The following is a 13,402-nucleotide window of genomic DNA, read 5'->3' on the forward strand; positions in this document are numbered from 1 at the left end:
CTTTTTTTGCTCTTAACGAAAGACTGTGCGGCTTATAAGGCTGCACTGAACAATCAGGAGGGGGTATGCCCGTTCTACGTTCAAAGATAAATACAAAATCAGACACCTTTGTTGCCAATGCGCAGCATATGCAAGCACAAGTAAACGACTTGATTGCAAAAATAGAACAAGTTTCATTAGGTGGCGGGGCACAAGCTGCCCAACGCCATCAATCTCGCGGAAAATTACTTCCCCGAGACAGAATTAACGCCTTAATTGACGACAACACGCCCTTTTTGGAAATAGGCCAATTGGCGGCATGGGATGTGTATGACGATTATGTACCCTGCGCGGGCGTAGTAGCGGGGATAGGTTGCGTGGAAGGTATTGAGTGCATGATAGTGGCGAACGATGCCACAGTAAAAGGTGGCAGTTACTATCCGCTTACCGTGAAAAAGCACTTACGCGCACAAACCATTGCCGAAGAAAATAACTTGCCCTGTATTTACTTGGTAGACTCAGGCGGTGCGAACTTGCCCTATCAAGATGAAGTGTTTCCCGACAAAGAACACTTTGGCCGTATTTTCTTTAACCAAGCCAATATGTCGGCAAAGAATATTCCACAAATTGCTGTGGTGATGGGTTCATGCACAGCTGGCGGTGCCTACGTGCCCGCCATGGCAGATGAGAGCATAATTGTAAAAGAGCAAGCCACCATCTTTTTAGGTGGACCACCACTAGTGAAAGCAGCGACAGGTGAAGTGGTAACTGCCGAAGCGCTTGGCGGCGGTGACGTGCATACCCGAATTTCAGGGGTAGCAGACCAATTAGCCAATAACGATCATCACGCACTATCTCTTGCAAGAAATGCAGTTTCTAGGCTTAACCGTACCAAACATGTTGCATTAGATGTGGCAGAGCCGAAGCCCCCGCGCTTCGATGCTAAAGAGATTTACGGCATTGTGCCTGCCGATTCAAAACAAACTTACGATGTGCGAGAAATTATCGCTCGGGTAGTAGATGATTCAGACTTTGATGAATTTAAACCCTTATACGGCACTACGTTAGTGTGTGGATTTGCGCGCATCTTCGGCTATCCGGTGGGCATCATCGGCAATAACGGCATTTTATTCGGCGAAAGTGCACTTAAAGGCGCACACTTTGTTGAATTGTGTGCAATGCGTAAGATTCCCCTCGTATTTTTACAAAACATCACTGGTTTCATGGTGGGTAAACAGTACGAACATGGCGGGATAGCTAAACACGGCGCCAAAATGGTTACTGCCGTTGCGTGTGCCCAAGTCCCTAAAATTACCGTATTAATTGGCGGTAGTTTTGGTGCAGGAAACTACGGGATGTGCGGCCGTGGGTACGACCCCAGATTTCTATTCATGTGGCCAAATGCTCGCATATCGGTAATGGGCGGCGAACAAGCCGCTGGCGTACTAGCTCAAGTAAAGCGGGATCAAAAAGAACGTGCAGGTGAAGCCTGGACCGACGAACAAGAGCACGCCATCAAACAACCGGTTATCGACACCTACGAGAAACAAGGACATCCATATTATGCTTCAGCCAGATTATGGGATGACGGCGTTATCGACCCTGCTGATACCCGCACAGTGTTAGGCCTATCGTTATCTGCAGCATTAAATCAACCTATACCCGACACCCGCTTCGGTGTCTTTCGCATGTAGTTTGAGGGGAATTTATTATGGAACAAGCAGTTACTTATCATGTAGACGAAAGAAACGTTGCCCTTATTACGCTAAACCGCGCTGACAAGCACAATGCATTCAACGATGACATGATTGCCACATTAACCAACCTATTTACGCGCGCTGGCAACGACAGCAGCGTTCGCGCCGTTGTTTTACAAGGCGAAGGAAAGAGCTTCAGTGCTGGTGCCGACTTAGAGTGGATGAAGCGCATGGCGCAGTACGATGAAGCTAAAAATCACACCGATGCGATGGCGCTAGCCACCATGTTGCACACTTTGTACACCTTGCCGAAGCCCACAATTGCTCGCGTGCAAGGGGCTGCATTTGGCGGTGCGGTAGGTCTTATCGCTTGCTGCGATATTGCCATTGGTAGCAAGTTAAGTAAGTTTTGTTTAAGCGAAGTAAAAATAGGCTTAATTCCCGCCACTATCAGCCCTTACGTGATAGAAGCCATGGGCGCACGGGTATGCAGACGTTATTTTCAAACCGCAGAAGTCTTTTCTGCTCGCCGAGCCCGGAGGCTAGGACTGCTTAGCGAGGCTGTGACCGAAGATGAACTTGATAGCACAATAGACGATATTGTCACCCAAATTTTAAAAAACGGACCCGTGGCGGTATCGCAAGCCAAAGCCTTAGTGCAACAGGTTGCCAATGCTCCTATTAATGCCGAATTGCTTGATGAAACAAGCAAGCAAATTGCCAAAATAAGAACCTCGCAAGAAGGACAAGAAGGCTTAGGGGCTTTCATCGAAAAACGCCCCCCAGCGTGGCAGGAGAAACGATCATGATTAAAAAACTACTTATTGCTAATCGCGGCGAAATTGCATGTCGCGTGATGCGTACAGCTAAAGCTATGGGTATTCAAACAGTGGCGGTTTATTCAGACGCTGATGCAAATGCCTTACACGTTTTACAGGCGGATGAAGCGGTTTATTTAGGCCCTGCCCCCTCGAAAGATAGCTATTTGCGCGGTACTGCAATTATTGAATACGCCAAAAAGCTTGGTGTAGATGCCATTCATCCTGGCTATGGTTTTTTATCTGAAAATGCCGATTTTGCTAAGGCATGTGCCGCGCACGATATTATATTTGTAGGCCCACCCGCGTCTGCCATAGAAGCCATGGGATCTAAATCTGCGGCCAAGAAAATTATGGAAGGTGCTGGCGTGCCTTTGGTGCCAGGTTATCACGGAGATGATCAAGATGAGGCTACCTTAAAGCAAGCCAGTGATGCTATGGGCTATCCTGTGTTGCTTAAAGCTGCTGCCGGTGGTGGTGGTAAAGGTATGCGTCAGGTGTGGAAAGAAAGCGAGTTTTCGGCGGCGCTAAGTGCAGCGAAAAGAGAGTCGATGGCAAGCTTTGGCGATGAGCATATGCTGGTTGAAAAGTACCTCACTCGCCCTCGCCATGTTGAGATACAAGTTTTCTGTGACACCCATGGTAACGGCGTGTATCTATTTGAACGTGACTGCTCTGTACAGCGTCGTCATCAAAAAGTCATAGAAGAAGCACCTGCTCCTAATTTTCCTGCCAATATTCGGCAGCAAATGGGCGAAGCGGCCCTTCAAGCAGCAAAAGCGATTAATTATGTAGGTGCGGGAACCGTTGAGTTCTTGTATGACGAAGACGGCTCGTTCTATTTCATGGAAATGAATACCCGCTTGCAAGTAGAGCACCCTGTTACGGAAATGATTACCGGTGAAGACTTGGTTCGCTGGCAGCTTGATGTCGCAGAAGGAAAAACCCTGCCCAAGACCCAATCAGAATTAACGCTAACGGGACACGCATTCGAAGCGCGCATCTACGCGGAAGATCCCAACAATGATTTTCTGCCCGCCAGCGGCACGCTCTCGCTTATCAAGACACCCATGTTAGCAAGCCCGGCTTCCTATCAAAACAGCCAGTCGCTAAACAAGACACCCACGTTATCTAGCCAAGGCTCAGCAAGTAAAGTCCGTATCGATACCGGCGTGCAGCAAGGTGACGACATTAGTGTTTATTACGACCCGATGATATCTAAACTCGTTGTATGGGGTGAGGACAGGGAATCTGCATTAAAACAATTAGTTAGCGCACTAAAGCAATACCATATTGACGGCGTAACCACGAATATTGATTTCCTTATCGACGTGGCGTCGAGTACACCGTTCAGTAACGCAGAACTAACCACAACTTTTATTGATAAACACGCTGACATCCTGTTCAGCAGCCAGAGTAAATCAGCTGTTGCTGAGCTTCCTGCTATTGCACTACTAACTGTACTTTCACGCAATCAAGATGCGGCGAACGATGGACTCCCCTCACCTTGGGGGGTTGTTGGCGCATGGCGCCCCAACATGGAATATCAAGAATCCCTCTCCGTTATAGTGAATGATGCACTCCACTCGCTCACAATAAGGCACATTACCAATTCAGGTAACACACTGAATCAAAAGGGTACTTTTCTTAAGGTGAGCACGGATAGCGAAAGCTTTGAAGCAACTGGTTATCTTGTTGGTGATAAGTTAATTGCCTCTGTAGATGGTGTAGGGCGTACCTATCATTTCTCGAACAATGAAGGGCAATTTGGCTTATTTGGTCAAGATTCGAACTGTCATTTCAAGGTGGTAACGCCTGATATAGGAGATGACGATGACAATCAAAATGGTGCGAGTTTAGATGCACCAATGAATGGTACCGTGGTGGCTCATTTGGTTGAGGTTGGTGCTAGCGTTACAAAAGATGCGCCGCTACTTATTATGGAAGCAATGAAGATGGAACACAGTATTGCTGCACCTTGCGACGGTGTGGTACGTGGCTATTTTTATCAACCTGGTGAGTTAGTAGATGGCGGCTCAGTGTTGATTGATTTTGATCCTGAGCCGAAAGGTGAATGAGTGTGGAAACCGTTATGAAGACACCCATTGCAAATTCGACAACTAAGCAAACGACTCACTTTCCCTCGAAAGTGAGTATCGTGGAAGTTGGTGCCCGTGACGGGTTACAAAACGAAAAGGCGATTCTTAGCGCTAAAGACAAAATACACCTCGTTAATTTGCTTAGCGCAAGTGGATTAAAACGTATTGAAGCGGGCAGCTTCGTTTCCCCAAAATGGGTTCCTCAAATGGCAGATTCTGACGCAGTTTTCAATGGAATTAGCCGAGCTAAAGAAGTTATCTATTCTGCGTTAACTCCTAACCTGAAGGGATTCGAAGCAGCATTGTCTGTTGGCGCTGATGAAGTTGCTATATTTGGTGCTGCGTCCGAATCTTTTTCTCAAAAAAATATAAACTGCTCAATCAGTGAAAGCTTGAAAAGATTTGAGCCTGTCATTGCGGCCGCAAACACGCATAAAATCCCAGTCAGGGGCTACGTATCTTGTGTGATGGGCTGCCCTTATGAAGGAGAAATTTCTAGCGAGGCGGTAGCACTGGTATCCAAGGCATTACGTGATATGGGTTGCTATGAAATTTCACTTGGTGACACCATAGGAACCGGTACTCCTGCGTCTACAACTCGTTTACTCGAGCAAGTTTGCCAACACGTGCCTGTTGCCGACTTAGCCGTTCACTTTCACGACACCTATGGTCAAGCACTAGTTAATATCTACACCGCTTTGCAGTACGGTATAGCGAGCATAGATAGCGCTGTGGCAGGACTTGGGGGATGTCCTTATGCTAAAGGCGCGAGCGGAAACGTGGCGACGGAAGACGTTCTATATATGCTTAATGGACTTGGAATCGAAACTGATGTGAGTATGGATAAGCTGCTTGTTGCTACTGAATTCATCTCTTCTTTATTAGGCAGAAAACCAGTGTCTAAGGTAGCTAATGCATTGCTTGCCAAGATAAATTAGATTCACTTTCTTCGGCATTTAGCGCTACCAAGACACCCATCGCTGGCAACGTCACTACCAGCAAGCCATCCTTCGTAAAATAAAGGGGCAATTCAATTAATTCACGCCTAAAATACAGGTTCATCAATTTTCATTGATTGCTAGCATGGTGATATACGAATTTACTGGATATTGACCGTGCCGCAATCAAGAAGCAGCCAAATCAGTCTTGCAGATACTCCTTACTATCATTGTGTTTCTCGCTGCGTTAGACAATGCTACCTGTGCGGCATTGATCAGCATTCTGGCAAAAGTTTCGAACATCGAAGAGGCTGGGTAGAGCGCCGATTATTAGAGTTAGTATCGGTGTATTCCATTGATATTTGTGCTTATGCGGTAATGAGTAATCACGTCCATGTAGTCCTGCATGTTGACAAAAAAAGCGCACATACCTGGAGCCAGGAAGAAGTACTAACCAAGTGGCACCGTATTCATAAAGGCACCCTGCTCAGTCAAAGGTTCCTTAAAGGTGAGCCCCTCTCGGAAGCCGAAATACAAGCAGTAACCGATACTGCTGAAATTTACCGTGGGCGTCTGTATGACATTAGTTGGTTTATGCGAAATCTAAATGAGTTTATTGCTAGGGCGGCAAATACAGAAGACGAGTGCACGGGGCGATTTTGGGAGGGAAGATTTAAATCTCAAGCTTTGTTGAATGAAAGCGCCCTCCTTTCCTGTATGGCCTATGTAGACTTAAACCCCGTTAGAGCCAAGGTTGCGACCACGCCTGAAAACGCTAGGTACACCAGTATTTACTCACGAATACAGGCAATGAAGTGCAATTCGAATACTTCTGAATTGCTACCGTTTACAGGGGAGTGTAAACAACACGACTCCAAACTATTACCCATTGGCCTAACCGATTACCTTGAACTCGTCGATACAATGGGAAGAATCATTCGTGATGACAAACCAGGTTACATCAATAGCAATTACGCCCCGATATTGTCTAGATTAGGGATAAAACAGATTCACTGGCAGACGCTTACCACTAGCTTCGAAAAGTTATTTAGTTATGCAGCTGGGTGTGAAGTCACAATGAGGAGGTTTAAGCAAAATACCAATCGGCAGCGAGCAAGAGGAATAAAGAACGCAAAATTGCTTTCCAACGCAAGCTAGTTACCATCTTTTGTCCGCGGATATGAGTTAAATGGCAAAAAATCCCCTTTGTTGACTCAGCAGCCCTTTATCGTCAAAAGTTAATTCGTAGCCCTACCTTAGTTGTTACACTACGGCCTTATTATTCCTTTTCAAACTGTCTAAGTAACCTCATCGCATCTATAAATAATCGCCAAGCTAAATGCTTGGTAGATTTTAAACTTCTGCTCGGCTAACAGAACTAACGAGACACCCACTGTATTTCCTTGAGCAGGGTTGAGATTAAACCTGTATTAGGGTGGGTGTCCTCATATCTTTTATATTTTCACCACAACTCCTGTTTAAATGTAAACATGGGTGTCTTCGTAAAATTAGGTAGTCTTATAAGCTAAGGTTGCCCTGATAACCTTCTTAAGGTGGGTGTCCCGTTAACGCTGTTAACGGTTAACCCTAATAAGATGGGTGTCTTGATAACTCTTATAATGCCTGAGAATTCTGGATTCAAGCAGGTTCTCGATTATCACTTAAAGCCAACCACGACTCATTAGCTTCCCAGGTAGTTAGCCATAGAGAAACTTGATTAGCGGCCATAGGCTTGGCAATGCCATAGCCTTGCGCTAACACACACCCCAAGCGGATAAGGGCAACGCCGTGCTCAACTGACTCTACGCCTTCCGCAATCACTTCTCGTTTAAATGCTTTTGCTAATCCCACCACACCTTCAACAATCGCTAAGTCATCAGTGTCATCTAACATGTCTCGCACAAAGCTTTGGTCAATTTTAATTAAGTAAGCTGGCAAACGTTTTAGATAAGTAAGTGATGAGTAACCAGTACCAAAATCATCTAAAGCAAAGCTCACCCCTAAATCGTGACACGCATTCATTGTTGAAGATACCTGAAAGGTATCTTGCAGTGCACTGGTTTCCAGAATTTCTAGCTCTAAATAGCCTGGGTCTACGTCAGGATGTGCCGCTAAAAGTGTTTCTAGTCGAGAAGTGAAGTTGTCCTGCTGCAATTGATGTGCACTAATATTCACACTTACGGGTAATGAAATACCGCGTTTCTGCCAGTGCGATATTTGTGTTAAAGCGGCATCAATAACCCACTCTCCAACTTCCAAGCTGATACCGTGCCCTTCAATAACTGGCAAAAATTCGAGCGGTGGAATTAAGCCGCTTTCAGGGTGCTCCCAGCGGAGCAAAGCTTCTACACCAATCACTTCACCAGAGCTCATATTCACCTTCGGTTGGTAGTGTAAAACAAACTCTTTGCGATCCAACGCAACGCGTACATTATCAATGCTCTTGTTATAGGTATTAATCGCGTTATCTTGCTCTAAATCGAACTGGTGATATCGGTTCTTACCCCCCTGTTTTGCAATATACATGGCATGGTCTGCGTGGCGTATTAACTGATCCGCATCGACGTTATCTTGAGGGAAAACAGTCACACCAATACTGGCCGACACTTGCATAACCGCATCGGCAATATTGACTGGTGCAGAGGCAGATTTAAGAAGTCGATTTAAGACATGCTCACAATCACTAAACTCATCCAAGTTAACCATAATAATAATGAATTCGTCACCGCCAATACGTGCAATTGTATCTCCCGCTCTTAAACTAGCTTTTAAGCCATTGGAGACTTCAACCAAAAACTGATCACCGATGTTGTGCCCGTAATTATCATTAATCGCTTTAAATCCATCTAAATCCATAAATGCGACGGCCAGTGAATTTTGTTGTAACTGACTGTGCTTAATGGCTTGATTAAGGCGCTTGGCAAGTAACACTCTGTTAGGTAAGTTGGTCAACAGATCATAATGCGCTATTCGTTCTAACTTACCTTCATTGAGCTTAATTTCTGATATGTCAGTTGAGAGTGACACATAATGTTGCACCTGCCCTTCCGAGTCTTTGACGGCGCTGATTGTGACCATTTCAGGATAAACTTCACCATCCTTACGACAATTCCAAATCTCACCTCTCCAGTGCCCATCAGTATTAAGCGTATTCCACATGTTTTTATAAAACTGCGCGCTGTGGCGTCCAGACTGAAGAATTTTAGGGTTCTTCCCTAGCACTTCCGATTTACTGTAGCCTGTAATGCGGCAAAGTGTATCGTTCACTTCAATAATGATGGCGGAAGCGTCTGTGATAATAATACCTTCGTTCGCATGAGTGAAAACGCTGGCAGCACGCTTTAATGTCTCTTCGGAACGATTTTTTTCGATGGCAATACTCGCTAAACTGGCAGTTTGTTCAATTAACGCAAGATCAGAATCAGATGGGCAATTAATACTGGAGTGATAAATAGCGAAAGTACCAAGTACTGCGCCTTGAGTAGAACGAATGGGTTCAGACCAACAAGCGCCTAAATTAGCGCTAAACGCTAAGTCTTTAAAATCTTTCCAATAAGGATGGGTTTGTATATCTGCAACAATAACACGTTCGTTAGTAAACGCCGCTGTGCCACAAGAACCCACACCCATACCTATCTCTACGCCATCAATAGCATCGGTATAAAATTTAGGAAGACTATTTCCGGTTCCGTTGCGCAGATGCCCCCCTGAATCCTCGAGGATTAAGATGCTGCACATCATTTCTGGGTTATTAAGCTCAACCACGCTGACAATGGCATCTAGCACCTTTTTTAGAGGTTCTCCGCTGGTAATGAGTTCTAATACTTCACTGCGCGTTGTTTCCCTTAACTCATTCTGCCTGCGTTTGGTAACGTCTCGGATAACACCAACAATAAATCGTCTATTATTGCGGTCTACAAATCGGCTCAGTTTAGCAAGTACTACCCTTGCTTTGTCACCCTTGCCCTGCAGGGTTTGCTCAATGACTTTATCTTCTCCGGTATCAATTACATGCTGATCGCTGTGCGCCAACTTCACCAATTCTTGTGGGTAGATTGTATCTGAGAAGGTTTTTCCAATGAGTTTTTTTCGAGAAACGTTTACAAGCTCACAAAAGGCGTTGTTAGCAACTAAAAGCTTACCCTCCCCGTCTTTAATAAATACAGGGTCAACTGATATGTCCAAAAACGCATTAAGATAACCCTCCAATTCCTCAGGATCTTTTACTGGCAATACTGCCGGGCCATTATTTTCTTGTTGTTTATAAGACATATTTGAAACCAAACTTGATTACTAGAGCCACGTTCGCCCAATATCGACTGATATATGAATTGGGTTTCAGAAATGTAATCACGGTAATTTGCACGGCTTCGACCTCCTATTGTCTTATTTTTCTTTTGGTAACATAAGCGTAGTACAAATCGCCATAGTGAGCATTGCAGCCATAATGTACACCACTGAAAAGTCTATAAATGACGATATAATCGCGTAGAAACCACCAAAGCCAAGTAAAATAAGGCCTATAGCTGTGTTTGAAAAACCGACTAATTCAGTCCTGTCTTGCCCATCTTTAATATCTAAACTGTAAGTTTTTCGCCCTGTTCGCACGCCTGCATGAGCAATAGAAAGAATAAAAAACAACCCTGCAGACATCCACAAATTTTCAGGCTTCATAGCAAGTAAGCCAACACAGGCAATTAATGCCAAGGCTCCTGACAATTGAAGGGTGAATCGAGCGCTTTTATCTGCAATTTTTCCCCAAAGAAACGAAGAAAGCATAGATGCTAAGGCTTGTGCAGCAAGATAAAACGGAAGCAAAGATTTTGCGCTTTGTACACTTTCCAACATGAAGTACGGCGCGACTAGCGCAGAGTGAACAAACAGTCCCCTCACAAAAACGAACCGATATACTGTGTTGTCAAAACGCCAATTAAACAACGACTTATTTTTAGATTCTTCTATTTCAACATGGGTTTTTATTGAAAACATTAAAAATAGCGTGACACAAAATGCAAGCGCTGATGACGCTAGCAAAATGTAAAGTGAATAGCCTTCAAGCTCTTTTTCAAAATACACCAAAGGCACTGCTGCGCACAATGTCATCACACCAGACGTTGTGGATGCTAACCCTACCAACCTGCCTCGTTCCCCTTTTTGACTGACATCTGCTTCCATGTCCTTTACGGTAAGAGAGCTCGCAGAGCGGCCTAAACTTAGAAATACAAGTGAAGCGAGTATTATTAGCCCAGCCAAAGAACCTTCGGTGACAAGTGCAGCAGCTAACATGGTACATATGGCCGATATCTGTACGGCCATACCCAACCGCCAAACGTGGTGCCTAGCGCTTTTATTACGTAGGTACACACCAATTAGGGCTTGTGGTAACAATGCGCCAGATTCGCGAATTGGCACCAACCACATCACCATCCAGCTAGGAGCCCCCAAAGAGATTAGTAGTGCAGGTAGTGTAGTTTTTGCAGACGCCAGTAAGTCGGCCAATTTATTGAAAGCTAGGCCGACAATTAGACGACGTTTATTTCCCAGCATGTCCTTCCCTAAGGTAATTTTACAAAATCACAAACGCTTCTAACCAGCAAGCCTGCCACAGCTCATTTAAGAGTTACTTAATGGACTTTATACTAAAAACCCTCAGAACTCGATCATGCAGCAATTAAGCGCACTATATCGTACTAACACACTGAACAATCTTAACAATTAGGCCAATTTAAAACCTAAAAGCTTATCGAGACACCCATCGTAAACTAACTGTCCCACCAACCTGTTTAAGTAAGATCGCTAGGGTTCCATCAGCGCTTCATATCCTATTCATAACACTACCATGGGTGTCTCGATAACGTCATAATCATGGGTGTCTCTTTAACTCTTTCTCTTTAACTCTTTTAAGACAACCTAAACATGGGTGTCTTTGTAAACAATAAATGCTTCTTAACATGGGTGTCTCGATAACGCCAATAACACCATCTAGCAACACCAGAGAAGTATTTTGAATTTATATCGCCCAAAATGAAAAAAGCCAAGTTCGCTTTGGAACATATCCATAAAAGCAAACTCGGCTTGGTCTGTAGTGAAAATCATTGCCGCTTCTGCACTAAGCAAAAGCGTGGCTAGTTTTTAGCCTTTATTCTCAACAACGGTTTTCAAATTTTCTAATCCCATTTCAAAATCTGGGCCTATCATGCCGTCCATCATGAGTACAAAATAGCGATTGATGATATTGTTACCTACATCACCAGAGTCAACCCACGTCACTTTGGTAGCCTCACCTGCAGGCGATATTACCAATGAACCTGTCGAACCCATTTCCCAATCAGGAAAAGCCAATGAGTAAACGACCTTTTTATTGTGTTCTAAATCGGTAATTTTCATTTCCCCATTGCCTTCCGTCACGCTTTTCCAAGATGACATCATTCCAATAGCTCTATCTGGCCCAGAGTAATCAATTTCCATACTAGGGTCGCGTTGAAACCAAACGCCCCAGTTTTGCCACGCCCGTAAATCGACGACATCGGGATAAATTTCTTCAGGTTGCGCATTGATTAAAATACTTCTTTCAACTTTGTATTGCTTTGGAAGGAATAGCCCAACCACGACAACCAAAGCAATCAGTACGCCCACACCTAAAACTATCTTCTTTAAAACTGCCATCTAAAACTCCATGATAATCACATAGGACTAGAAATATATAACAATTATTTAACAAATGGCACTGGTGATTGACAAAATTCTCCGCTCAAATAATACAGCACCATTTCCCGGACGTAATCAGCATCAACACTAGCCACCCAAGAAATTCGACTCCCTGCATTCTCACACGGGAAGGTTTGACCAGCATTCGGCGTCGTTGTACTTACCGCAACCTGACCGGTTTCAATACTTAGCTTGTCTTCTGGCAATGCTAAAATACAGGTAGAAAGAATATCCCATAAAAAATACGTAAACTCATAAGATGGAATAGACGTTACCGTAGACGCCCAGAATTGACCAGACAGGTCTGAGACTGGCGTATTTTTTACAGCAAGTTGCTGTAAAAAATCCCAACTAACTGGCAAATCGTTGGTGGCATCTAAAGGTACCAATATCAGGTTAACGCCACTATCTACCAGTACTTTGGTGGCTTTAGGATCCCAATATGCATTCCATTCTGCAGAGCCGTCATGATCATGCATAGCCACATTACCTTTAACCTTCACGGCACCTCCCATCCACACTGCCTTCCGCACCTTATCGACTAGGTCTGGATTTTGGGTAAACGCGGCGGCTAAATTGGTAGCTGGGCCTGTCATTAATACAGTAACTGGCGACGCAGCATTTGTTAACGCACTTTGTATCCATTCATGAGCGGCCTTGCTTTCCACCTTCACTTCATCGTGAGGGGTACGCAACATCGTAGGTGTAGCATGGCACATTTTAGGCTGAGCGCGCCATTCAGGCGGAAATGGATTTGGACCAGTTAACTGCCCTACACTCACGGGAATATGGGTATTGCCCGTTAACGTAAGAATTTTGCGAGTACTCAGTAATGCATCATCGGGGTAGCAGTCGGCTGGCGTAATGGTGACACCTACCACATTTATATTAGGCAAACGCAGCAAAAGTAATAGCGATAATAAATCGTCGATACCACCATCGTGGTCAAAAATAACTGGGGTAGTAGAAGACATAAAAAATCCCTTAAGATAATTATAACGTTTTTTTTACATTGTTCAGTAAAACGCCGTGGCTTTATATTTATTCTTGTGTAATATGAAGTTAGGTTATCATAAAACCTAATTTTCAAGGGCAATATTCTACTTACAACGCCCTAGTGCAATCGGTATGAATTATGGTTTTTACACATTCATCGACACCGG

Annotated in this window: 9 protein-coding genes; 5 read left to right on the forward strand and 4 right to left on the reverse strand. The window is 44.4% G+C overall.

From position 1 onward, the window contains the following. Positions 1-65 precede the first annotated feature (65 nt). The 5 genes from FLAVO9R_RS10035 to FLAVO9R_RS10055 all read left to right on the forward strand — a co-directional run bounded on the left by FLAVO9R_RS10035 (position 66) and on the right by FLAVO9R_RS10055 (position 6,689). Entirely contained in the window at positions 66-1,673 is a 1,608-nt protein-coding gene (locus FLAVO9R_RS10035) for a carboxyl transferase domain-containing protein (RefSeq protein WP_159530928.1), read from the forward strand. A gap of 17 nt (positions 1,674-1,690) precedes the next feature. Further along, positions 1,691-2,485 (forward strand): enoyl-CoA hydratase/isomerase family protein, encoded by a 795-nt coding sequence (locus tag FLAVO9R_RS10040; protein ID WP_159530930.1) that lies wholly within the window; start codon positions 1,691-1,693, stop codon positions 2,483-2,485. Further along, entirely contained in the window at positions 2,482-4,572 is a 2,091-nt protein-coding gene (locus tag FLAVO9R_RS10045; RefSeq protein ID WP_159530932.1) for an acetyl/propionyl/methylcrotonyl-CoA carboxylase subunit alpha, read from the forward strand. Before FLAVO9R_RS10040 ends, FLAVO9R_RS10045 begins: the two co-directional genes overlap by 4 nt. 14 nt (positions 4,573-4,586) lie before the next feature. Beyond that, positions 4,587-5,531, forward strand: a complete 945-nt coding sequence (locus FLAVO9R_RS10050; RefSeq protein ID WP_159530933.1) for a hydroxymethylglutaryl-CoA lyase — start codon at positions 4,587-4,589, stop codon at positions 5,529-5,531. A 177-nt stretch (positions 5,532-5,708) separates the two neighbouring features. Next, the gene (locus FLAVO9R_RS10055) at positions 5,709-6,689 is read left to right on the forward strand and encodes a transposase (RefSeq protein ID WP_159530935.1); all 981 of its coding nucleotides are present in this window, start codon (positions 5,709-5,711) and stop codon (positions 6,687-6,689) included. A gap of 480 nt (positions 6,690-7,169) precedes the next feature. Here the strand turns inward: FLAVO9R_RS10055 and FLAVO9R_RS10060 are convergent, their stop codons facing one another. The 4 genes from FLAVO9R_RS10060 to FLAVO9R_RS10075 form a co-directional block, all read right to left on the reverse strand. Next, the gene (locus FLAVO9R_RS10060; RefSeq protein ID WP_159530937.1) at positions 7,170-9,803 is read right to left on the reverse strand and encodes an EAL domain-containing protein; all 2,634 of its coding nucleotides are present in this window, start codon (positions 9,801-9,803) and stop codon (positions 7,170-7,172) included. A gap of 114 nt (positions 9,804-9,917) precedes the next feature. Next, complete coding sequence (locus tag FLAVO9R_RS10065) at positions 9,918-11,078, reverse strand: MFS transporter (protein ID WP_159530939.1); 1,161 nt, start codon at positions 11,076-11,078, stop codon at positions 9,918-9,920. Between the two features lie 585 nt (positions 11,079-11,663). After that, positions 11,664-12,197 (reverse strand): SRPBCC family protein, encoded by a 534-nt coding sequence (locus tag FLAVO9R_RS10070; protein ID WP_159530941.1) that lies wholly within the window; start codon positions 12,195-12,197, stop codon positions 11,664-11,666. A 44-nt stretch (positions 12,198-12,241) separates the two neighbouring features. Next, entirely contained in the window at positions 12,242-13,213 is a 972-nt protein-coding gene (locus FLAVO9R_RS10075) for a nucleoside hydrolase (protein WP_159530943.1), read from the reverse strand. Between the last annotated feature and the right edge of the window lie 189 nt (positions 13,214-13,402).

The sequence above is a fragment of the Alteromonas sp. 38 genome (assembly GCF_902506055.1).
In the GTDB taxonomy this organism is placed as follows: domain Bacteria; phylum Pseudomonadota; class Gammaproteobacteria; order Enterobacterales; family Alteromonadaceae; genus Alteromonas; species Alteromonas lipotrueae.

Excerpts from the sequence above, each read along its gene's own strand:
- FLAVO9R_RS10035 (WP_159530928.1), top strand. The coding sequence starts at position 66 with ATGCCCGTTCTACGTTCAAAGATAAATACAAAATCAGACACCTTTGTT.
- FLAVO9R_RS10065 (WP_159530939.1), bottom strand. The coding sequence starts at position 11,078 with ATGCTGGGAAATAAACGTCGTCTAATTGTCGGCCTAGCTTTCAATAAA.
- FLAVO9R_RS10045 (WP_159530932.1), top strand. The coding sequence starts at position 2,482 with ATGATTAAAAAACTACTTATTGCTAATCGCGGCGAAATTGCATGTCGC.
- FLAVO9R_RS10070 (WP_159530941.1), bottom strand. The coding sequence starts at position 12,197 with ATGGCAGTTTTAAAGAAGATAGTTTTAGGTGTGGGCGTACTGATTGCT.
- FLAVO9R_RS10060 (WP_159530937.1), bottom strand. The coding sequence starts at position 9,803 with ATGTCTTATAAACAACAAGAAAATAATGGCCCGGCAGTATTGCCAGTA.
- FLAVO9R_RS10075 (WP_159530943.1), bottom strand. The coding sequence starts at position 13,213 with ATGTCTTCTACTACCCCAGTTATTTTTGACCACGATGGTGGTATCGAC.
- FLAVO9R_RS10040 (WP_159530930.1), top strand. The coding sequence starts at position 1,691 with ATGGAACAAGCAGTTACTTATCATGTAGACGAAAGAAACGTTGCCCTT.
- FLAVO9R_RS10050 (WP_159530933.1), top strand. The coding sequence starts at position 4,587 with ATGAAGACACCCATTGCAAATTCGACAACTAAGCAAACGACTCACTTT.